This is a genomic window from Chitinophaga sp. 10T418 (genome assembly GCF_056394125.1).
The window spans coordinates 113,383-136,771 of sequence record NZ_JBFTHG010000008.1 but is presented as its reverse complement, the minus strand read 5'-3'; the positions used below and the strand labels follow the sequence as shown (position 1 = coordinate 136,771).

The window sequence follows — 23,389 nt, the reverse complement described above, 5'->3', positions numbered from 1 at the left end:
TACAGCGCGTTGTGCACCGCGTATAGTTGCCATTTTTTAATAGTAATTATCTAAAAATCAACCATCAGAATTATGGATCTAATCTCCGTGAGGGATCGCTATGTCCCTATGCGAATCAACCAACCATACATTAAGAAAAAGGGCAAAACAGGTTTTATTATGAAGATCATTTTCTTGTATTTTTTTCTGCTGGCATTATCCGTTCAGCTCCTGCCAGCCTCACCGCTGTCAGCACAGGAACTGGGAAAGAAAACAATTACACTGGGCCTGAGAGATGAAACACTCCACAGTGCCATTAAAAAAATTGAGCAGGCCAGCGGATTTCTTTTTGCTTATCCGCCAACTGCTGTAGCAAAATACAAACATATTACACTGCCCACCGCCAGCCGCTCTGTAAGTGCTACCCTGAATGCGGTACTGGAAAATACCAACCTGGCTTACCGGGAGGTAGACAGCAGCGTGGTATTGTTTGTAAAACCTGCCACCAATCCGGGTATCACCGACAACGTGGAGGCGGAGCTACAACAACAAACTATTATAACCGGCCGTATCCTCGATGAAAAAAGTGGCGACCAGATAGTGGGCGCCACTATTATTGAAAAGGGAAACAAAATACTCAATGGCACCACTTCCAACGAAGTAGGTGCTTTTAGATTACCGGTGACCCTTTCCGCTGGTAAAGCCGTACTACAGATCACCTACGTAGGTTACGAGTCAAAAGAAGTGGAAGTGCGCAAATCTGCCAATCTCACCATTAAACTCAGCACCAGTTCCAAATCACTGAATGCAGTAGTAGTCACCGGTTTGTTTTCCAGACCGGCAGAAAACTTCACGGGTGCAGCTACTTCCTATACCAAAGAAGAACTGACCAAGGTATCCGGTAACAGTGTACTCAGTGCACTCAGTGCCCTCGACCCTTCTTTCCAGATGCCTCAAAACATCAATGCCGGCTCCAATCCCAACGCATTGCCCAATGTAGTGGTAAGAGGCGGCAACAGCCTGGGAAGTCTGAATGGAACCAATCAAAGCAATGTATACGACTTCACTACCAGCCCCAATACACCACTGTTCATCATGGATGGCTTCGAGGTATCACTGCAACGGGTAAACGATTTTGATATGAATCGTATCGCCAAAGTAACTATTTTAAAAGACGCCGCAGCCACTTCCATTTACGGTTCCCGTGCAGCCAACGGCGTTATTGTGATTGAAACTATCCGGCCGCGCGAAGGTCGCTTACGTGTAACCTATACCGGTAGTGTTGTTGCAGAGTTACCTGACCTGAAAGGATATGACCTGGTTAACTCAAAAGAAAAACTACAACTGGAAAAAGAGGCTGGATTGTACAATGGCTACCCCAACCCGGTTTGGCAGGAAAGAAAAGATTTTCTATACAACTACCGACTGGCGGAAGTAGCCAAAGGTATCAATACCGACTGGCTCAATGTTCCCCTGCGTAACGGTATTGGCAACACCCATAACCTCTATGTGGAAGGTGGTTCTGAATCAATATTGTATGGTCTCAACGGTACCTATAATACCACAGAAGGTGTCATGAAAGGCTCCAGCCGGCAGAATATTTCCGGTAACACCTATTTATCCTATCGCTATAAAAATTTCATATTCAGGAACGATCTCACTCTCAATTTTAACAAGTCTGTTAATTCACCCTATGGTTCATTTTATACCTATACCAAATTAAATCCTTACTGGTCGCCTTACGATGCAGACGGACGCCCAAAGTACTACCTGGAAGATATCCGGTTTTACGATGGCGCACGCCTGGCTTCACAACTGAACCCTGTTTACAACGTATCATTACACACCGTAGATCAGGCGACCCAGCAAAATATAACAAATAACTTTTTTGCACAGTGGCAGGCGAAAGAATGGCTGCGCTTTACCGCCCGTTTTGCTTACCAGCGCACTACCACCGGTGGAGATAATTTCCTTCCGGCACAGCATACCTCATTCGATAGTATTCCCATAGAACGCTATTATGAAAAAGGATCCTATACCAAAGGCTATGGCCTGAGAAACACCATTGACGGGTCTTTTATGGCAGACCTGAATAAATCCTTCGGATCACATATGTTCTTTGGTTCGCTGGGTACTACCATCCGACAGGATAAACTGACTTCAGAATCATATACCATCAACGGTTTCCCCAACGATAAACTGGACCAGGTATCACTCGGAAATGGTTACAAAACAGGTGCCCGCCCATTAGGCCTGGAAGGACTTACCCGCCTGCTGGGATATTTTGCCAACCTAAGCTATGCGTACGATAACCGCTACCTGCTGGATGTATCCTACCGTTTGGATGGCTCGTCACAATTCGGCGCCAACAAGCGTTTTGCTTCCTTCTGGAGCGTAGGCGGCGGCTGGAATCTTCATAACGAAAGCTTCCTGAAAAACAGTGCTGCTATTAACCGCCTGAAATTACGCTACTCATATGGTTACACCGGCTCCTCAAATTTTGCCAGCTACCTCGGACTTACTACCAGCAAGTATTACACCGACCAGGATTACTTATATCACCTCGGTACTTCCCTGCTGGGCTTTGGCAATCCCAACCTTGCCTGGCAGCAAACTGCAAAAAGTAATGTTGGTATTGATGGTACTTTCTTCAAACGACTGGACATAACAGCCAACTATTTCCAGGAGAAAACAAAAGGATCTGTAGTATCTATCACTACTGCTCCGTCTACCGGCTTCTCTATGTACATGGATAATATGGGTGATGTGGTAAGTAAAGGATACGAAGTAAACCTGCGTTATACCATTTTCTCAAATCCCCGTAACCGCGACAGCTGGTCAGTGTTTGCCAACGGTTTCCATGTGCAGAATAAGATTGAGAAGATTTCCAATACCCTGGAACAACTCAACAAAAAGAATACAGAATCACTCAGCACTGCGCCATTGGCCAGGTTTGCGGAAGGTCGCAGTACGACTGCTATATGGGCAGTGCCATCACTGGGCATCGACCCTTCTTCCGGAAGGGAAATTTACCGCACCCGCAACGGCACTACCACTACAGTGTACGATCCGCTGGACCAGGTAATTGTAGGCGATGCACGCGCCACCCTGGAGGGCACCTTCGGAACCAACTTTGAAAAAAGAGGCTTCGGGGTAAACCTTTACTTCCGCTACAGGTTCGGCGGCTATACTTATAACCAAACACTGGTCGACAGAGTAGAAAGCGCAGATATGAGTCTCAATGTGGATCGCCGCGTATTTGAAGAGCGCTGGAAAAAGCCGGGAGATGTTACCTTTTACAAAGGCATTGTAGATAACAATGGATATACCATCACCTCTACCACCTACGCCACCTCACGCTTTGTACAAAAAGATGATTGGCTGAGCCTCGAAAGCGCTTCACTGTATTATCGTTTAAGTGACGCGCAGAATGCACGGTTACGCCTGCACGATACCAAGGTGACACTCTTTACCAATCAACTGTTCTGGTGGTCAAGCATTAAGCGGGAAAGAGGTTTGGACTATCCTTTCAGCCGCAGCTTCACGTTACAGTTACAAACTACTTTTTAATCTTAAAGGAATCTGAACATGAAACATCTACGCAATATACTTTTCCTGGTAGCTTCCTCGGCCGCACTCACACTCACTTCCTGCAAGAAATGGCTGGATGTAAGGCCCAAAACAGAGATCAAGGAATCAGAACAGTTTTCTACAGAACAGGGATTTAAAGATGCATTGTACGGCAGCTATCAGAAAGCAGCCGACGGACAACTGTACGGTGCCAACCTCACCTTCAGCTTCCTGGAAGTGCTGTCGCAGGGATACGATAACACCACGAAAATAGACCACGACTTTTTCTACGCGGCTACCTATCAATATAACAATGCCGGCATAACAGCTATTATCAATAATATCTGGGGCAGTATGTATGCCACCATTGCACAAACAAATTACATCCTGAAGAACATTGATGACAAAAAATCCATCTTTGCTGCGGATAATTATAATATCATTAAAGGGGAAGCACTGGCGCTGAGAGCATTCCTGCATTTCGACCTGCTGCGCTTATATGCGCCCTCGCCAAAGTCAGATGCCAATGCCCCCGCCATTCCTTACATAATCGCCTTTACCGTTACACCACAGGCACGTTTGAAAGTAAGCGAGGTGATAGCGCTTTGTGAAAAAGACCTGAAAGAAGCAGAAGCATTATTGAAAGTATATCCGCAAATGACCAATCCTGGTGGCAACGATGACTTCCTCGCCTTCCGCAAAAACCGGATGAATTACTGGGCAGTAAAAGCGTTGTTGGCAAGGCTCTATCTCTATAACAACGATAAAGTACATGCACTTCCTTACGCGAAAGAAGTCATCGCCAGCAATAACTTTCGTTTCATCACATCTGCAGAACTGACTGCCAATGCGAAAGATCTCGACAGAACCTTTACACCGGAACACATATTTGCGATCTATGTTTCCAAACTAAAAGATCCGGTGACCAGCTATTTCATGATGGCTACCGGCGACAAGATATACAAGAAATTTACCGTTACGGAAGAACGCAGAAAAGCAGTGTTCGAAACCACATCAGGTGGAAGCACCGACATCCGCTTTGTGAGCAACAGCCTGTGGAGCGTAAGCAATGGAATTATTTTCCCCGGTAAGCTCTGGCAGATAGATGAAAACAGGGAAGAACTGAAGAAAAGAATCCCTGTAATATCGCTCTCAGAGATGTATTACATCGCGGCCGAAAGTGAACCTTCTCCTGCAGAAGGACTCAAATGGCTGAATAAGATCAGGTCTGCCCGCAACATTGCAGAACTGCCGGCCGGCCTGGATGCAACTACTTTGCAGAATGAAATATTCAAGGAGTATCGCAAGGATTTTATCTGCCTGGGACAACTCTTCTTCTATTACAAACGGTTAAACCTGGCTAAAATTGAAGGCTCCCTGAATGGTACCATCAATAACACGCAGTATGTACTGCCATTGCCTAACCAGGAAATAGAGTTTGGAAAGTAATCATATCTGCATCTTCATAAATCATCAAACATGAAAAATATTTCCAGGCTGATAGCAACAGCCATATTATACCTGCTGGTAAGTGCATGTGGTAAAGAAGAGCGGCTGATGTATAAAGAAGCCCCTGCTATCTATTTCTCAAGGGATTTTGTAATGCCCGATAGCATCAATTATACTTTCGTGGTTAAGCCTGATACTGTATTGAAAGATACAGTGTACCTCAATATCCGGATCAGCGGACTGGCTACAAACGCAGACAGAAAATTTAATCTCGTGATCGCAGACAGCTCCACTGCTGTAAAAGGAAAACATTTTGATATAGGCCCCACCGTTATAAAGGCTGGTCAATATGCTATTAAGTTTCCGGTATACCTGTTCCGCACCGCAGACATGAAAGACAAAGTGTTCTCTATTTATTTTCGTATAGCCTCCTCCGATGATTTTGCCGCAGGATTCGGCAACAGTCTGAATTACCAGGTAAGGGTAACGGATAAGCTGCTGAAGCCGGCCGACTGGAGCGACTTCTTTTACGGCGCCTATTCATTGACCAAACACCAGTTTATGGTATCAAGACTGGGCACTACTGCCATTACGATGGGTACCGGGGCACAGTTCTCCGAGATCATGTCTATCCTGCAGAAAATGCGCGTGGAACTGGTGAAGTATGAAAATGAGAATGGTCCGCTGATAGACGAAAATGGCAACCGGGTAACCTTTCCAGCCATTTAACCTGTCACTTTTTTTCTTTATCCTAAAAGTTGCAATATGAAATTGTCGATATATAACTGGTCAGGTGTTTTACTGCTGCTGATGCTCACGCTGTCCGGCTGCCTGAAAGACAACAGCAATAAAGACGTTAAACCTATCAATGAAATTACAATCTCCGATACTACGGCGGTAGCTGCTGTACTGCAGTTTGATACCTTAACAGTGAAACCGGATATCAAGGAATCTATTCCTGTGGGTGACAAAGGACTGGTGTATGAATGGAGTATCCACCAGAACGATTCTGAAGATGCATACCCGGTATACATCCTGGACAGCACCCGTTATCTGCATCAGTCAATCMGTGTAAAGCCTGGCATCTACCGGCTTATTTACAAAGTAACGGTAAAGGCTTCCGGCGTGTCTTATTTTAAATTTTTCAACCTCAAGGTGATCAACCGTTTCAGCGAAGGATGGTTGGTGATGGAAGACCTGGCCGGTAAAACGGATATGACGATTATCCTGGGGACAGATACTTCTTTCCATCATATTTTCACGGAGCTGAATAAAGACTATACGCTGAATAATCCGTTGCAGGTAGCTACAACCAACCATTACGGCGACAAATCCGTGTGGATGTTTGGCGCAGATAACGCCATAGAACTGGAGTATACCCAAATGACAAAGCTCACGGATTATACCAGGTGGTTCTGGGAAACACCGGCCGTATTTCATCCGCAAAAGTTCAGGCAAATTAACACCGGTGTATATATCCTGATTAACAACGGGCTTTTGCATGCACGTTTTGCCGGAGGTTTTCCGGGAGATGTAAAATACCTGAATACACTTCCTTTCCCGGGCGGCAAAGGCGATGATTATTATTTTTCTTCCTATACCGGTGTTGGTCCGCAGCCTTATACGGATGAAAAAACGCCGTATACGGCTTTCTTCTATGATACAAAAAGTAAAGGCTTTGTGTATCTCTCAGGTGCTTCCCTGATCCCTTCATTGGTGGCTTTCAGTGCTCCGCAGGCTGGTAGTTATTTCGATATGCGCAATATTGGGTTGGATCTGTTGGCCATGGATCAGGGCAATGCACCTTATCTGAATAATGCCATTTTTAAAGATAATGGCAATATTTATTTATACCAGATAGATGCCAACCGCTCAGATCCCGCTATTGCTAAAAAACTGATCACGGGTGATGCGCCAGAACTGGCAACTTTCTCCAAAATGACCAGCTCCAGGAAATTACAGCAGATCTATTTCCTGGTGAATAATAATATCCACCTGTATGATATTCCTTCCGGCAAAGCCCGCGTAATCAAACCCATTCCGGCCGGAGAGCAGGTAACGTACCTGCAGTGTACCGGCAACGATGTAATGGTAGGCACCTGGAATGGTACGGAGGGAAAACTGTATCGTTATAAAATCAGTCCTTTGGGTGATTTCCAGGACGTAAAAGTATTTACCGGATTCGGCAAAATTGTAAGCATGACCTATAAAGCTGCATAACATCAAAACCCACTATTAATATGAAGAAATCAATCGCCCTGCTGGCTGCCGTTACCGGCATGCTTTCTGTGCAGGCACAAAACGGAAAGGGCTATACGATTAATGGCGTGATCCATGGCCAGGATACCGGCAAGATATATCTGAATACGTTTATGATCCCCGATCATAAGCCTGACTCCACCATGCTGAAAAATGGTAAGTTTACTTTTAAAGGTAAAGTGAGTTCCCCGCAGCTATATACCATATGGCTGGAGCACCAGAATGGTGGCGGATCTTTGTTCCTGGAAAACAGCAATATTACGTTTATTGCCGGGAAGGATTCCATGTCGAACGCAAAAATTACCGGCTCTTCAACAGATCCGCTCTATAGAGTATGGGATGCCCAATGGGAAGCTATCCGCCAGAAGGCCGGTAAATTATACGGTCGTGCTGACGCAGCAGAGAAAAATAAAGATAGCGTGGAGCGTAAAGCTGTCACCACCGCATTTGCTGATTTAGATAAGGAACTCGATAGCACCGTTACTGCTTTTATAAAAAAATCTCCTGCCTCCCCTGCATCCGCAGCGGTTGTACTGGAAAGGTATATCATGTATTCCTACCCGGAAAAGGCCGCTGCGGCCTGGCAACTGCTCGCTGCGCCGGCAAAGAAAACAGACTATGGACAGGCGATCAAAGCGGCGCTTGATAAGCACGCCAAAATGAGTGTAGGCGCCCGTCCAGTCATGTCTCTTCCGGATACTACCGGTAAACCCGTAAAGCTATCTGACTATAAAGGCAAAGTAGTGCTGGTAGATTTCTGGGCCAGCTGGTGTGGTCCCTGCCGTGCTGAAAATCCCAATGTGGTAAAAGCGTATCAACGTTTCCATGACAAAGGCTTCGATATCCTGGGCGTATCACTGGATACCGATAAAAAAGCCTGGTTGAAAGCGGTGGGTAAAGACGGCCTGACCTGGACGCATGTTTCTGATCTGAAAGGATGGAAAAGCAACCCGGTATTGGAGTTTGGTATTTCAGGCATCCCCGCCAACTTTATCATGGATGGTACCGGGAAAATAATTGCGCAAAACCTGCGTGGAGAGGACCTGGAAAAGAAACTGGAAGAAGTATTTAAAAAATAATGGCTTAAAAAAGGTGAGGCGGTATAAAAGTTTAAAATCACTTTTATACCGCCTCTTCTTTTATCGTTCTATATCATTTACTTCTTTCCGGCCAGCATAGGCACAAAAGAGAAATTGTCGAACAGCTCCTGCTCGTTCTCTGTGTCACTGATTTTCGTAATCCGCAACATACGCTGTACATCCTGTCCACCCACCGGAATCACCATCTTACCTCCTACTTTCATCTGTTGCAGCAGTTTTTCCGGAATATGCGGCGCAGCGGCCGTTACCAGCACCTTGTCAAAAGGGGCATAGGTAGACAAGCCCTCGTAGCCATCTCCATAAAATAAGCGGAGATTGGGGTACTGGGACTTAAAGGGAAACAGTTTTACCTGGTCAAAGAGCTTACGTTGCCGTTCTATGCTGAAAACGCTGGCTTTCAGCTCCGCCAGCACACAGGCCTGGTAGCCACTGCCTGTGCCTATTTCCAGCACCTTCTCATAGGGTTTGATTTCCAGCAACTGGCTCTGATAGGCCACCGTATAAGGTTGTGAAATAGTTTGTCCTTCCCCGATAGGAAAGGCCCTGTCGTCGTAGGCTATACTCTCAAAAGCCGTATCAAGGAAAAAATGCCGGGGAATATTGCCAATAGCCGCCAGTACATTTTCATCTGTAATACCTTTCTGACGGATACTATCAACTAACTGTTTGCGTAATCCTTTTTGTTTATAAGTATCTTCATACCGCCTCATGGCCGCAAAATTAACCATTACGGGCGATTTTCAATGTATTTTGGAATCTGTAATTTCCAACATTCGTTTTTTTATTTTTACTTTACAATCCATTTTAGCATTTACGGCTTACAAAAAAAGAACCATGGATATAAATATTGAAAACAAAGTATCGCAATGGCTCAACGGGAATTATGACGCGGAAACCGTTGCCACACTGAAGAAAATGCAGGAAAGCAACCCCGATGAACTCAACGACGCCTTTTACCGCAACCTCGAATTTGGCACCGGTGGCCTCCGGGGGATCATGGGTGTAGGTACCAACCGCATGAATAAATATACCCTTGGCATGGCTACGCAGGGTTTTGCCAATTACCTTAAAAAAACCTTTACAGGCGAAATTAAGGTGGCCATAGCACATGATAGCCGCAACAATGCCCGCTTTTTCGCGGAAACCGTTGCCAACGTTTTTGCTGCCAACGACATCAAAGTGTTTCTTTTTGAAAGCCTGCGTCCTACGCCGGAACTGTCTTTCACCATCCGTCACCTGCAATGTCATGGCGGCGTGGTACTCACAGCATCTCATAACCCGAAGGAATATAATGGTTACAAAGCCTACTGGAACGATGGCGCCCAACTGGTGCCTCCCCACGATGGTAATGTGATCCGTGAAGTAGAAAACATCGCCTCCCCCGATGAAGTGAAGTGGACCGGCGGTGAAGCCAATATCACCCTCATTGGCAAAGAAGTGGATGAAGCCTACCAGAAAGAACTGGTCAGCCTCTCTATCAACCCGGACATCATCCGCCAGCAACATGATCTTAAAATAGTATATACCCCCATTCATGGTACTGGTATCACCCAGGTGCCTGCGGTACTGCAACAGTATGGTTTTACCAACATAAACATCGTACAGGAGCAGGCTACACCGGATGGTAACTTCCCTACCGTAGTATATCCTAACCCTGAAGAGTCTGAAGCCATGAGCCTGGGCCTCAAAAAGGCGAAGGAACTGGATGCCGATATCCTTCTGGGTACCGATCCGGATGCAGATCGTGTAGGCATTGCCGTGAAAGACCTGAAAGGCGAATGGATCCTGTTAAACGGCAACCAAACCGGTGTACTGTTATTTAACTACATCGTGGAGGCCCGCAAACGCAAAGGTCTCGCTAAGCCAAACGATTACATCGCCAAAACGGTTGTTACCTCCGATCTGATCGATGTATTTGCTGCCAAAAACAATATCACCTGCTACAACGTACTGACCGGCTTCAAATGGATCGCCGACCTGATCCGCCGCAAAGAACCACAGGAAAACTTTATCTGTGGCGGGGAAGAATCATATGGTTATATGATCGGCAACAATATCCGGGATAAAGATGCCATCTCCTCCGTAGCCATGATTTGCGAAATGGCAGCCTATGCACGCAGCCACGGCAAAACATTGTTCGAAGAACTGATCGACATCTACGTACGCTACGGCTATTACAAAGAAAGCCTGATCTCCATTACCAAAAAAGGAATGAGAGGGGCTGAGGAAATCGCCGAAATGATGCGTGGATACCGCGAAAATCCACCAGTAACCATCAATGGTTCTCCGGTGGTAACGCTCTACGATTACCAGCTACAACAGATCAGGGATATCAAAACCGGTGATATTAAGGCACTGGACCTCCCTAAATCCAACGTACTGCAGTTTTTACTGGCAGACGGCAGCAAAATTTCTGCCCGCCCTTCCGGTACAGAACCTAAGATTAAATTCTACTTCAGCGTAAATGCGCCACTAAACAGTGCAGCAGACTATGATAAAGTAACCGCGGAACTGGATCAGAAAATAAATGGCATTATTCAGGACATGGACCTGAAGTAATCCCTGTCATCTGAAAATGATGATATAAACCGGGAATGTTGAAAGAACGTATCTACTCAGCATACATACCTTTCAGTATTCCCGGTATTGTTTACATACCCGCATGAAAAGACCACTGCTTATCCTGATCCTGATGCTGCCCTTCCTGTGCAGCAAGGCACAAAAAAAAGTGCCTTTTTTCTCTATTCCGGATACCACTGTTAACTCCCATGTATGGCTGCTGAGCGGCACTACCGTAGCATTATACGGTGCAAGTCTCGCCGCCCTCAATACGGCCTGGTACAAAGGCTACCCCAGGTCAGGGTTTCATTATTTCAATGATATGGGGGAATGGAACCAGATGGACAAAGCAGGACATATTTTCAGTGCATATTTCATTGGAAAATATAGCCGTGAAATGTGGCGCTGGTCGGGACTTCCCCGTAAAAAACAAATCTGGATAGGTGGTCTCAGTGGTTTCGCTTATCAATCTGTTGTTGAAGTACTGGATGGCTATTCGTCCGAATGGGGATTTTCCTGGGGAGATATGGGCGCCAATGCGATAGGCTCCGCCCTGTTGATCAGCCAGGAACTGGCCTGGGATGAACAACGCATTCAATTAAAATTTTCCGCACATCCACAGCGTTATGACGACCCGGTGCTGCAGGAGAAAGCCGATCAGCTTTTCGGCACCACCTACTGGGAAAGAACCCTGAAAAATTATAACGGTCAAACCTATTGGCTGTCAGTAAATCTCTACTCCTTTCATAAAGACGGCCGGATACCCAAATGGCTGAATATTGCAGTGGGCTATGGCGCACAGGGCATGATCGGCGGCAGGGATAACACCTGGACAGATTCCCATGGCATCCACCAGGACTACAGCGAACTACAGCGTATACGGCAGTTCTATTTGTCTCCGGATGTAGACTTTACCAAAATCCCTACCAAGAAGAAAGGCATCAAAGTCCTGTTCCAGGTATTAAATATGATCAAATTTCCAGCTCCCACTTTAGAAATCAATTCGCAGGGACATATGAAAGTACATGCTATCTATTTTTAAGATGGCTTATTCGAAATAGGCGGAAATAATCTCCTCACCGTTCATCTCCACCAACACCATATCCTGCAAAGTAGTTGCCAGGGAATAACCTACAAAGTCAACGGACAGTGGGAAGGATTTATGCTTGCGGTCTACCAGCACAGCGGTCTGGATTTTTTTGGGGAGAAATTTCAGCAGTGGTTTCAGTGCATACAACATGGTGCGGCCGGAGTTGGCCACATCATCCACCACTACGATTACTTTATTGTTGAAGTCAATTTCTTCAGACACCACTACCTCACCCGGATTTTGTTTATCCAGGTGCAGTTCTATAATATGGGTTTTCAGGGGAGATATCTGTTCCAGTATAGCCGCGATCTTATGGGCAATGATCACACCACGATCCCAGATGCCTGCTAAAATGATATCCGTACCATCGCTGTTCAGTTCATAAATTTCGTAAGCGATACGTTCAATTTTCTTTTGAATGATATCCTGCGTTAGAATGATATTCCTGTTTTCCATGGTTGCAAAAATAAGCAATTCGTCATTAGCAGTTAGCCATTGATAAAAAAATCAAATACACTAAATGCTAACAGCTAATGGCTGACAGCTAAAAAAGACATAAATTAGGGAGTCAAATCTGAGATAATGCGAATTGTACAAGAATTATTATTTGTTATCCTCTTTGGGGCAGCGGTATATCTTTTTGCCCGTAAGGCAGGACAGATAAGGAAAAACATACTGCTGGGAAGAGATAAAGACCTGAGTGACCATCCTGACCTTAGATGGAAAAATCTCCTGTTGCTGGCATTTGGACAAAAAAAGATGTTCCGTAATCCGCTGGTGGCGGTACTTCACTTTTTTGTGTACGCCGGCTTTCTGATCATCAACCTGGAAATCCTGGAGATCATCCTCGACGGTATTTTGGGTACACATCGTTTATTCGTTCCCGTATTAGGCAGTTTATATCCTGTATTAATCAGCTTATTTGAAGTGCTGGCAGTACTGGTACTCAGCGGCTGTGCCATCTTTTTAATACGCAGGAATATTTTAAAGCTGAAACGCTTTATCAGTAAAGATCTGGATGGATGGCCGCGTTCAGATGCCAACTATATCCTGATCACAGAAATTGTGCTGATGTTCCTGTTTCTGACCATGGATACGGCAGACCAGGCGCTACAGGCCAGAGGCGTTGCTCATTATATGCCTACCGGACAATTCTGGATTTCAGGGATGTTTACTCCGCTGTTCAACGGGCTTTCTGACGGCTCACTGGAAGCCATTGAACGTGGTTGCTGGTGGCTGCACATCGCAGGGGTGCTGGCCTTCCTGAACTATCTCCCCTACTCCAAACACCTGCATATTATACTGGCGTTTCCGAATGCCTACTTTGCCAGCCTGGAACCCAAAGGTGAAATGGAAAATATGCCGGCAGTGCAACATGAGGTACAGTTGATGTTGCAGCCGGAGTTGGCCGCCAATGCACCTGCATCCGATACCATGCCTAAGTTCGGCGCCAAAGATGTAATGGATCTTACCTGGAAAAATTTACTGGATGCCTATAGTTGTACAGAATGCGGCCGTTGCAGTGCTGCCTGTCCGGCAAATATCACCGGTAAACTGTTGTCGCCCAGGAAAATTATGATGGATACCCGCGACCGCCTGGAAGAAGTAGGGCGCAACATTAAAGCAAATGGCACCTTTACAGATGATAAGAAAGCATTGTTACGCGATTATATTTCTGAAGAAGAACTGCGTGCCTGCACTACCTGTAACGCTTGTGTACAGGAATGCCCGGTAAGCATTAACCCGCTGGATATCATCCTTCAGCTGCGCCGCCACCTCGTAATGGAAGAATCCAGCGCGCCGGCAGAATGGACCGGGATGTTCAGCAACATTGAAAATAATATGGCCCCCTGGAAATTCAGTATGGACGACCGGGACAAATGGGCCACCGAATAACACCGGCCTTATTTAACCGATCGCCATCATTTTCGGTATTACCTTAAAAAAATCAGAATGCATATTAAAACAATGGCAGAATATGCCGCAAACGGAGAAACCCCTGAAGTCCTTTTCTGGGTGGGTTGTGCAGGTAGTTTTGATCAGCGTGCCCAAAAAATCACCAAAGCATTTACCACCATCCTTGATAAGGTGGGGATTCAGTTTGCCATTTTAGGAAAAGAAGAAAGCTGCACAGGAGATCCTGCAAGAAGAGCTGGTAATGAATTCATTTTCCAGATGATGGCGCAGAACAATATACAGCTGCTGAATATGTACGGCGTAAAAAAAATAGTAACCGCCTGCCCACATTGCTTTAATACACTGAAAAACGAATACCCTGCACTGGGAGGTAATTACGAAGTTATTCACCATACCACTTTCCTCCAGTCACTGATTGATGAAGGAAAAATAAAGATGCAGGAAGGCGGCACTTTCAAAGGAAAAAAAATTACTTACCACGACTCCTGTTACCTCGGACGCGCCAATAATATATATGAAGCACCCCGCAAAGTACTGGAAACACTGGATGCAGAACTGGTAGAAATGAAGCGCTGCCGCAGTAAAGGCTTATGCTGTGGTGCCGGTGGAGCACAAATGTTTAAGGAAGAAGAAAAAGGTACTACCCGTATCAATTTTGAACGCGGACATGAAGCTGTAGCTACCGGTGCCTCCGTGATTGCTTCCAATTGTCCGTTTTGTATGACCATGCTAACGGATGGAGTAAAAGAAGTAGGTAAAGAAGACGAAGTAAAAGTGCTGGACATCGCGGAATTAATCGCTCAAAGCATGAAATGAAATCAATTGCCTAAATTTGTKACATGAATACTAACAACATCTTCCCTTCAGGCTTCTCTCCGGCCTCCAGGGTGTGGATATACCAGAGCAACAGACCGTTCAATGAACAGGAGATACTTGAAATCAATGAGCAGCTACAACAGTTTACAGCGCAATGGAATGCACATGGAGCGCCTGTTAAAGGCTGGGGACAGGTAGTACTGAACCAACTGATCGTGCTGATTGCAGATGAATCACAGACAACCGTAAGTGGTTGCAGCACAGATAGTTCAGTTCGAATCATTAAAAGCATAGAAAAACAGTACGAGGTAAATATGTTTGATCGTCTCCTGCTCGGCTTCATCGTGAAAGATAAAGTACAGCTGTTGCCTATGGCCCAGGTAGCTTATGCCCTGGAAAAAGGCTATATAGATGAAAATACCATCTACCTGAATAATACCGTATTGACCAGGCAGGAACTGGATACCCATTGGCTGCAGCCGCTGAAAGACAGCTRGATTGCCAAAAAGCTGGGTGTAAAGGCATAAGCCGGGTAACATCATTATCAGCCCTGTAACAGTAATGCTGTTACAGGGCTTTTATTTTAACCGATTGCTGCCATTCTGTCATTTTGTTGTTTTTATTACCTATTTTTGCCTTCCAAAATTTTTGTCAGGATGCTTGATCTGGATACCAAAGTGCATGATGAAAGTCGCCAGGGAGAAGCCTTTTCTCCGGCAACGACTGGCACCCAAACATATACTAAAAAATTCTACATTGAAAGCTATGGTTGTGCAATGAATTTCAACGATAGCGAAATTGTTGCGTCCATACTTGGAGCAGAAGGATATGGCCCTACCCGCAACGCGGAAGAAGCCAGCCTCATCCTGCTGAATACCTGTTCTATCCGCGAAAAAGCAGAACAAACCGTACGTAAACGTTTAACCGAATTCAAAAAAATAAAACAGCAAACACCAGGTATGCTGGTAGGCGTTTTAGGCTGCATGGCCGAACGTATTAAAGGCAAATTGCTGGAAGAAGAAAAACTGGTGGACCTGGTAGTAGGCCCCGATGCCTATCGCAGTCTCCCGGCCCTGATCGCCGAAGCAGAATCAGGTCAGAAATCAGTGAATGTTTTATTAAGCCGGGAAGAAACGTATGGTGATATCAGCCCGGTAAGACTGGATAACAACGGCGTCACCTCTTTTGTATCCATTATGCGGGGTTGCAATAATATGTGTACTTTCTGCGTGGTGCCTTTTACCCGCGGTCGGGAACGCAGCCGTGACGCTTATTCCATCGTAAAGGAAGCAACAGAACTATTTGAAAACGGCTACCGCGAAGTAACCCTGCTTGGCCAAAACGTAGACTCCTACTACTGGAACAGCGATGATGGCTCAGAAACGGTGACCTTCGCCATGTTGCTGGAAAGAGTAGCGCTGATCAATCCTTTACTGAGAGTGCGTTTCAGCACCTCACATCCTAAAGACATCACAGATGAAGTACTTTTCACCATGCTGAAGTACGATAACATCTGCAACTATATTCACCTGCCGGTGCAAAGCGGCAGCTCACGTATCCTGCAACTTATGAACCGCACGTATACCCGTGAATGGTACATGAAAAAAGTAACCCGGATACGTGAACTGATTCCTGACTGTGGCCTTTCTACCGATATTATTACCGGTTTCTGTACAGAAACCGAAGAAGATCACCAGGATACCCTTAGTCTCATGGAGTTTGCACGCTATGACCTGGCCTATATGTACTTCTATTCTGAACGCCCCGGCACCCTCGCGGAACGCCGCTACCAGGACGATATCCCGGAAGACGTAAAGAAAAGGAGACTGGCAGAAGTAGTGGAATTATACCGTGGCCATTCACAGGCCACCATGGAAAAAGAAGTAGGAAAAACCTTCCGTGTACTGGCAGAAGGCACTTCCAAACGTTCCGATGAACAGCTTTTTGGCCGTAATGATCAGAATAAGGTAATCGTCTTTCCAAAAGAAAACTTTAAAAAGGGTGATTATGTTATGGTGAAGGTGGAAAGCTGCACATCCGGTACTTTGATAGGAAAAGCCGTACAATAGCAGCCCGCTGATAACGGGGCTATATTTTTAACCATCTAACATATGAATAACCGCTTATGGACATTCAGGCTATAAAAAACAGGTTTGGCATTATTGGTAGTAGTCCTGCTCTCAACTACGCATTACAAGTGGCTGTTCAGGTAGCCAATACAGATCTCACGGTATTAATTAACGGAGAGAGCGGTGTTGGTAAAGAGGTTTTTTCACAAATCATCCACGCCCTCAGCGCACGTAAACATAATCCTTTCATAGCTGTAAACTGCGGTGCCATTCCGGAAGGAACGATCGACTCCGAGCTATTCGGCCATGAGAAAGGATCTTTTACCGGTGCGGTAGACAGCCGCAAAGGCTACTTCGAAACCGTTAACGGCGGCACCATCTTCCTGGATGAAATTGGGGAAATGCCAATGGGCACCCAGGCCCGCCTGCTGCGCGTACTGGAAACCGGCGAGTATATACGCGTAGGTTCTTCCAAAGTTCAAAAAACAGATGTACGCGTAGTAGCCGCTACCAACAGGGATTTACTGGAACGTACCCAGCAGGGCAAGTTCCGCGAAGATCTTTACTACCGCCTCAACACCGTGCCTATCCGCGTACCCGCACTACGCGATCGCAAAGAAGATATCCCGTTGTTGTTCAGGAAATTCTCGGTAGACTTCTCAGAAAAATATAAAACACCCTCTATACAACTGGATGAAGAAGCTCGCAATATACTCGTGAACTATCCATGGAGAGGTAATATCCGTGAGTTGAAAAATATTGCGGAACAAATTTCTGTATTATCGTCCGATAAGCTGGTCACCGCCAATGACCTGAAACGCTTCCTGCCGGAACAACCGGAAATAAACCGCTTGCCTATGCTGGCAGCGCCACAGCAAAACGCCGATTTCAACAGCGAAAGGGATATTCTGTACAAACTTTTTTTCGACATGAAAAAAGATGTGACAGAAGTAAAGAAAATGTTTTTCGATATTCTTCAGAACCCCAATATGCCGCATGCAGCGGAGTATCCGGTAGATAATCATGTATTGCACAGCTACCCTTCTGCCGCAGAAATGAGTACTCCTCCCAGCAGCAGTCTTGGTAATGCACAACCCATTATCTTAGCAGATAATAAAATTGATCATCACGAAGAAGTAGAAGAAACGCTGTCTATTGCCGACAAAGAGAAAGAACTCATTGTGAAAGCGCTGAAAAAACATAAAGGCAAACGTAAGGATGCCGCTCTGGACCTGGGTATTTCTGAAAGAACGCTTTACCGCAAACTCAAAGAATATAACATCGCCGAATAAACGAATTTTAATATCAGCACAACAATGATCACCAGCATCAAAGCATTTATATCAATAGCCATACTGACAGCATTAGGCGGTTGCAGTGTAAAATACTCTACTACCGGCGCCAGTATAGACCTGGAGGCAAAAACCGTGAATGTGCGCTTCATTGAGAACAGGGCTCCCATTAACAACCCTACCATAAGCCAGAAGCTGACACAGAAACTGCGTGATAAAATCACTTCTCAAACCAGTCTGACGCAGGTGAATGAAAATGAACCAAGAGCAGACTACGAGTTTAAATCTACTATCACCGGTTACTCCTTCTCCAATGCGGCTGTAACGAATGTTGACCAGGCAGCTACCTCCCGTTTGAACGTCACCGTAAATGTTACTTTCATCAAGCGGGTAGGCGATAAAAAAGGATTTACCCAATCATTTTCCCGCTCTGCAGAGTTCCCGGCCACCCAATTGCCCAGCACCGTAGAAAATGGCTTGCTCGAAAACAATATTATTCCGGGTATCACAGATGATATCTTTAACAGGGCATTTGCCAACTGGTAGTGTGTAAGTCGTTTTTTTTATTACATTAGCAACCTATGACGGCAAACAGGATTATAGCGCATGTGTTTCTACAACCCTCTCTTCATTTGGTAAATGAAGCGGCGATAGAACAATTGGTGGCGGATCACCCATATTTTTCTGCTGCCCGCCTGCTGCTGGCCAGAAAGGTATACCAAAAAACCGGCGACCTGCAAAGTTCCGCCGTTAAAAAGGCGCTGCTTTATACCAACCAGCACCACTACGCTTATCAGGTGATTTCAGAAGAACAATTATTACAGGAAGTGGAAAACCGTGTTGCATCGGTTATCCCGGAAGATACACTGCCCGGCGAAACCGTGGAATCACTTGCGGAGAGTCAGGGATTCGAACCCCGGGAGTTGATGGCTGCACAACCAGATGCAATCGGATCTATAGCGGATGAAATAGCAGAGGAAGAAGCACTGCCTGTAGTGGAAGACCGGCTCCTGGATGTTATTCCGGAAGATCAACTACCAACAGAAATGGCCCCTCCTCCTGTCATTGACGAAGATGTAGCTACCATAGCATCTGCGGCTGTACACCCCGCCACAGAAAATCATTTTGGGGTTGTTTCGGAAGATATACCTGAAGTGGAAGCTGCTTCAGCTGCGGAAGTAACAACAGATCTGCCGGAATCGGTCACCATAGCTGATAATGAGGTAACAATCCCAACAGCATTGTCTGGCAGTGTTGTTATGGAAAAAGAAACACCTCTTGCTATAGCAGATTTTGAACCGGCAGGTATCGAGCCTACCATTTCACCAAACATGCCGGCACCGCCTGTTATCGCTGCTGCAGCGGAAAACAGCCCTGCAACCGCCAATGAAGAAGTGGAGGCTGCAATGGGGCCTATCAAAATATTCCCCTTGTCGGAAAGAGTGGAAGAAACAGAACTAATCTTTCAGCCCCTATATACAGATGATTATTTTGCCTATAAAAGGCTGAAAAATCCGGAAGAGGCAGATGACCTGAATGAACAGGGCGCAGCTGAAATGAAAAGCTTTACTTCCTGGCTGCGGCAAATGAAAGACAATTTTGTCGGGAAAACCAGCAAAGACTGGTATCACCAGCAATTGCACCGCATTTATGAAGAAGAAGACGAACCGGAAGTTTCTGAAACAGTAGAGAAAATGGCCATGGACTCTATTGTATTTAACAATGATATCGTATCTGAAACACTGGCGGAGATCTGGGTTCGCCAGCACCAATATACCAACGCGATTAAGATATATCAAAAATTAAGTTTGCTTAATCCCGACAAAAACGCTTATTTTGCGCAAAAGATATTAGAATTAAAGTCACTAACAGACAAAAAATAAATAGTAATTTCTATGTTGATAATTTTTGGTATCCTGATCATATTAGCCTGTGTGTTGTTGGGCTTCTTCGTGCTGATCCAGAACCCTAAAGGTGGCGGACTTTCCGGCGCTCTTGGCGGTGTTGGCAATCAGGTGATTGGGGTGCGTCAGACAACTGACGTGTTGGAAAAAGGTACCTGGATCCTGGCGATACTGATCGCTGTATTATGCCTCACTGCTCCTTTCTTCATAGGAAAAGGCGGTAAGGCAACTCAAACCCTGGCTCCTAGTGCGGTTGAAAGAGCAGGTGCAGGTGCACCGGTACAAGCTCCTCCTGCTCAGCAGTTACCAGGCACTACCCCGGCTCCTGCTCCAGCGACTCCCGGCAAATAAGCATCTTATCGGAATAATAATATTTGAAACCTCGCCGTTAAAAGCGAGGTTTTTTTTCATGGCGACTGACGGAGTATATTGAAAAACCTGGCTTTATCACCGCTTTCGCTTAATTGTAACGTCCAATACTATCTATGGCTAAAAAAAGCAAACCATCCAGCGCAAAAGCTGTCTGGATAAGACGGACACTGGTAATTGCCGGCTGTTTGATTGCCGGTGCGCTGGTATATACCTCTTACCGCGTATTTGGTCCGAATACCAAAGCTTTTGGCGACAATAAGTACTTTTATATACGCACCAACAGCACCTATGACAACGTGCTCGATGGCCTGGAAGAACAAGGTATCATACGCAACCGCAGCAGTTTTAACTGGGTGGCGCAGAAACTGGACTATCCAGCCCGCGTAAAAGCCGGTCGCTATAAGATCAGCAGAGGAATGAGCAACTTTGACATTGCCCGGCTGCTGCGCTCCGGCAAACAAGCCCCCGTAGTACTGGTCATCAATAAATTACGCACCAAAGACGATTTCGTCCGGAAAGTGAGTAACAACCTGGAAGCAGATTCCGGCGTACTCCGCTCCCTGATGCACGATGCAGTATATCTCCGCCAGTTTGGCCTGGATACTAACACCGTGATGTGTGTGGTAGTACCCAATACCTACGAATTCTACTGGAATACCGGTGCAGAAGCGGTATTCAAAAAGCTGGAAAAAGAAAGAGAAGAATTCTGGACACCGGAAAGAAAAGAAAAGGCAGATAAACTGAATTTATCGGAAAACCAGGTCACCATCCTGGCTTCTATTGTGGAGGAAGAAAGTAACAAAAATGATGAAAAGCCGCTGATTGCGAGTGTATACCTGAACCGCTTCCGTAAAGGCATGCGCCTGCAGGCAGATCCTACCGTGAAATTTGCATTGCAGGATTTCGGTCTGAAACGGATACGGGAGAATCATACCCTGTTCGATTCTCCGTATAACACTTACCGTTATGAAGGTTTCCCCCCCGGACCTATCTGTACCCCATCAGAGAAAACGTTGAACGCCGTTTTAAATACTCCGGAAACAGATTATCTTTATTTCTGTGCCAGATCCGACTTCTCGGGATATCACGCTTTTGCAGCCACCTATGCAGAGCACCTGGTAAATGCCAGAAAATACCAGGCAGAACTGAATAAACGAGGATTCTAATAGATAGTTACTTAATTATTTAGTTATTTTGATGTTTGGTTTTCTCTGCACATCAGAATAACTAAATAAGCATTTTAAAGCATTACATTGGCCTTCAGACCCGAAAACATCATCTTCCGTTCACGCCCTTACCGCCGTTTGGTGGACAGGACTAAAACCCTGATCCTGCCTGGATTTGAAGGGCTTCCTTTGTATGATGTACTAAAACATTTCGGACAGGAAACCAAGAACAGGGGCCTGGGAGACCGCGCCAGGGCCATTTCCTTCAACTTCCTGCTGGCCATTCCGCCTTTTTTCATCTTCCTGTTTACCCTGGTACCTTATGTGCCGGTAAAAAACATAGAGCCTACCCTCTATGACCTGGCGGAAGACCTCACACCTAACTACAACACCTATATGATTGTAAGAGGAATGATCCATGACTTCCTCTATACCCATCGTAATGGATTGCTCTCTATCGCCTTCCTGATGGGATTTTTCTATTCCTCCAACGGCGTTATGGGCATACTCCGCTCCTTCAGCAAAATTCAGGGAGTAGGTTTCCGCAAAAGAAAATGGTGGCAAAACCGGCTCATTGCCCTGCAATTAACTGCAATATTGGTTATTCTGCTGCTGATTACTGTAGCACTGATTGTTGCACAGGGTGCTACCCTTTCGTGGATATTCAAGCTGATTGGCATCAAAAGCACCCTGCTGAAGAATGTGATCGACATAGGCCGCTGGGTGGTGATCATTATGCTTTTTTACTCCGTAAACGGATTTTTATACCGCATCGGCGCAGCTACCACCCGCAGATGGAAATTCATTACCGCCGGCGCCACCGTAGCCACCGTTTGTATGATACTGGTCACCGTTGGCTTCTCCTGGTTTGTCAATAACTTCGGTAATTATAATAAGATCTATGGTTCTATTGGTACCATCCTCGTACTCATGCTCTGGATCTTCCTGAACTCCCTCATCCTCCTGATTGGATTTGAACTCAATGCAAGTATCAGAACCATCAGCGATGCAAGACAAGAAGAGAAAAAACAACAATTAGCTGCTAATCAGGCATAAATAACTCCCGATGCCACTATACCTGGCAAATATTTTTATTTTATAATTTTTTATTATATTTTACTTGATTATTTGCTCGTATAAAAGCAAAAATATACTGTCGCATTTTACTATATTTAGTCAGGACCTGAAAACCATTCACTATGATGAAGGCCACCTTTTATTTATCCTGTTTTACCATCTTACTTTCCTCATTTCAACCAAACAGGGAAATACCGCTGGAACCAGGCGCATTGCTCCCAAAATCAGATGTTAGTCTGACGGATATCTCCGGTAAAAAAATCACGCTGGCAGGCGCCAAAGGCAATAATGGATTACTGGTAATTTTTGGTAGCAACATATGCCCTTATATGCAGCGCAACGAAGCACGGCTACAGAACATTTGTCAACATGCCCGCAAAAACAATATCGGCGTAGTGATAGTCAATTCCAATGAAGCCGAACGCGGGGACAGAGAATCCTATACCGCCATGCAACAATATGGCGCCAGACAAAACTTTGCCTGGTACTATGTAGTTGATATGAATGCAGTGCTGGCCAATGCTTTCGATGCCAATCATATACCGGAATGTTTCCTGTTTGATAAAAACAGCCGGCTGGCTTATAAAGGAGGAATTGATGACAGTCCCGGGAACCCGGCAACAGTGAAAGTGCCACTGCTTCAAAATGCCATTAACGAATTGCTGGCGGGCAAATCAGTGACGGTTAATACAGCCAGCAGCCTGGGATGTACCATCAAAAGAAATCTGTAATCCAGTTATATGATATTTTAAGCAGGTAGTAGGTTTCGG

Annotated in this window: 20 protein-coding genes; 18 read left to right on the top strand and 2 right to left on the bottom strand. The window is 45.5% G+C overall.

Annotated elements, in window-relative coordinates; all coding sequences use genetic code 11:
• The first annotated feature begins 159 nt into the window (after nucleotides 1-159).
• The 5 genes from AC1DCV_RS23190 to AC1DCV_RS23170 are packed head-to-tail and all read left to right on the top strand — an operon-like array spanning nucleotide 160 to nucleotide 8,336.
• Nucleotides 160-3,549: a SusC/RagA family TonB-linked outer membrane protein gene (locus AC1DCV_RS23190; RefSeq protein ID WP_477025377.1), complete on the top strand. Its 3,390-nt coding sequence runs from the start codon at nucleotides 160-162 to the stop codon at nucleotides 3,547-3,549.
• A gap of 18 nt (nucleotides 3,550-3,567) precedes the next feature.
• On the top strand, nucleotides 3,568-4,998 hold the full coding sequence (locus tag AC1DCV_RS23185; RefSeq protein ID WP_477025376.1) for a RagB/SusD family nutrient uptake outer membrane protein: 1,431 nt from the start codon (nucleotides 3,568-3,570) through the stop codon (nucleotides 4,996-4,998).
• 30 nt (nucleotides 4,999-5,028) lie between these two features.
• Nucleotides 5,029-5,727, top strand: coding sequence for a DUF4843 domain-containing protein (locus AC1DCV_RS23180; protein WP_477025375.1), 699 nt, complete (start codon nucleotides 5,029-5,031; stop codon nucleotides 5,725-5,727).
• A 36-nt stretch (nucleotides 5,728-5,763) separates the two neighbouring features.
• Entirely contained in the window at nucleotides 5,764-7,218 is a 1,455-nt protein-coding gene (locus tag AC1DCV_RS23175; protein ID WP_477025374.1) for a PKD-like family lipoprotein, read from the top strand.
• A 20-nt stretch (nucleotides 7,219-7,238) separates the two neighbouring features.
• On the top strand, nucleotides 7,239-8,336 hold the full coding sequence (locus tag AC1DCV_RS23170; RefSeq protein ID WP_477025373.1) for a redoxin family protein: 1,098 nt from the start codon (nucleotides 7,239-7,241) through the stop codon (nucleotides 8,334-8,336).
• Between the two features lie 77 nt (nucleotides 8,337-8,413).
• Here the strand turns inward: AC1DCV_RS23170 and AC1DCV_RS23165 are convergent, their stop codons facing one another.
• Entirely contained in the window at nucleotides 8,414-9,067 is a 654-nt protein-coding gene (locus tag AC1DCV_RS23165) for a protein-L-isoaspartate(D-aspartate) O-methyltransferase (protein WP_477025372.1), read from the bottom strand.
• Nucleotides 9,068-9,191: 124 nt separating this feature from the next.
• Between AC1DCV_RS23165 and AC1DCV_RS23160 the strand changes: the two genes are divergently transcribed.
• Both AC1DCV_RS23160 and AC1DCV_RS23155 read left to right on the top strand, forming a co-directional pair.
• A complete protein-coding gene (locus tag AC1DCV_RS23160; protein WP_477025371.1) occupies nucleotides 9,192-10,916 on the top strand; it encodes a phospho-sugar mutase in 1,725 nt (574 codons plus the stop codon).
• A gap of 103 nt (nucleotides 10,917-11,019) precedes the next feature.
• Entirely contained in the window at nucleotides 11,020-11,958 is a 939-nt protein-coding gene (locus tag AC1DCV_RS23155; protein WP_477025370.1) for a DUF2279 domain-containing protein, read from the top strand.
• Between the two features lie 6 nt (nucleotides 11,959-11,964).
• Here the strand turns inward: AC1DCV_RS23155 and AC1DCV_RS23150 are convergent, their stop codons facing one another.
• Nucleotides 11,965-12,462 (bottom strand): phosphoribosyltransferase family protein, encoded by a 498-nt coding sequence (locus tag AC1DCV_RS23150; RefSeq protein WP_477025369.1) that lies wholly within the window; start codon nucleotides 12,460-12,462, stop codon nucleotides 11,965-11,967.
• 126 nt (nucleotides 12,463-12,588) lie between these two features.
• On the opposite strand from AC1DCV_RS23150, the gene AC1DCV_RS23145 reads away from it, so the two are divergent.
• From AC1DCV_RS23145 to AC1DCV_RS23095, 11 genes are all read left to right on the top strand, one after another.
• Nucleotides 12,589-13,902: a 4Fe-4S dicluster domain-containing protein gene (locus AC1DCV_RS23145; protein WP_477025368.1), complete on the top strand. Its 1,314-nt coding sequence runs from the start codon at nucleotides 12,589-12,591 to the stop codon at nucleotides 13,900-13,902.
• Nucleotides 13,903-13,959: 57 nt separating this feature from the next.
• Nucleotides 13,960-14,739, top strand: a complete 780-nt coding sequence (locus tag AC1DCV_RS23140) for a (Fe-S)-binding protein (protein ID WP_441574421.1) — start codon at nucleotides 13,960-13,962, stop codon at nucleotides 14,737-14,739.
• Between the two features lie 23 nt (nucleotides 14,740-14,762).
• Nucleotides 14,763-15,266, top strand: a complete 504-nt coding sequence (locus AC1DCV_RS23135) for a hypothetical protein (protein ID WP_477025367.1) — start codon at nucleotides 14,763-14,765, stop codon at nucleotides 15,264-15,266.
• 129 nt (nucleotides 15,267-15,395) lie between these two features.
• Nucleotides 15,396-16,808, top strand: coding sequence for a tRNA (N6-isopentenyl adenosine(37)-C2)-methylthiotransferase MiaB (gene miaB / locus AC1DCV_RS23130; protein WP_477025366.1), 1,413 nt, complete (start codon nucleotides 15,396-15,398; stop codon nucleotides 16,806-16,808).
• A 56-nt stretch (nucleotides 16,809-16,864) separates the two neighbouring features.
• Nucleotides 16,865-18,100, top strand: coding sequence for a sigma-54 interaction domain-containing protein (locus AC1DCV_RS23125; RefSeq protein WP_441574424.1), 1,236 nt, complete (start codon nucleotides 16,865-16,867; stop codon nucleotides 18,098-18,100).
• Nucleotides 18,101-18,124: 24 nt separating this feature from the next.
• Entirely contained in the window at nucleotides 18,125-18,646 is a 522-nt protein-coding gene (lptE, locus tag AC1DCV_RS23120) for an LPS assembly lipoprotein LptE (RefSeq protein ID WP_477025365.1), read from the top strand.
• 35 nt (nucleotides 18,647-18,681) lie between these two features.
• Complete coding sequence (locus AC1DCV_RS23115; protein ID WP_477025364.1) at nucleotides 18,682-19,983, top strand: hypothetical protein; 1,302 nt, start codon at nucleotides 18,682-18,684, stop codon at nucleotides 19,981-19,983.
• A 12-nt stretch (nucleotides 19,984-19,995) separates the two neighbouring features.
• Nucleotides 19,996-20,355 (top strand): preprotein translocase subunit SecG, encoded by a 360-nt coding sequence (secG, locus tag AC1DCV_RS23110; RefSeq protein ID WP_441574427.1) that lies wholly within the window; start codon nucleotides 19,996-19,998, stop codon nucleotides 20,353-20,355.
• A 134-nt stretch (nucleotides 20,356-20,489) separates the two neighbouring features.
• Entirely contained in the window at nucleotides 20,490-21,542 is a 1,053-nt protein-coding gene (gene mltG, locus AC1DCV_RS23105) for an endolytic transglycosylase MltG (RefSeq protein WP_477025363.1), read from the top strand.
• A gap of 87 nt (nucleotides 21,543-21,629) precedes the next feature.
• The gene (locus tag AC1DCV_RS23100) at nucleotides 21,630-22,598 is read left to right on the top strand and encodes a YihY/virulence factor BrkB family protein (RefSeq protein WP_441574429.1); all 969 of its coding nucleotides are present in this window, start codon (nucleotides 21,630-21,632) and stop codon (nucleotides 22,596-22,598) included.
• A 143-nt stretch (nucleotides 22,599-22,741) separates the two neighbouring features.
• Entirely contained in the window at nucleotides 22,742-23,350 is a 609-nt protein-coding gene (locus tag AC1DCV_RS23095; RefSeq protein WP_477025362.1) for a redoxin domain-containing protein, read from the top strand.
• The last annotated feature ends 39 nt before the right edge of the window (nucleotides 23,351-23,389 follow it).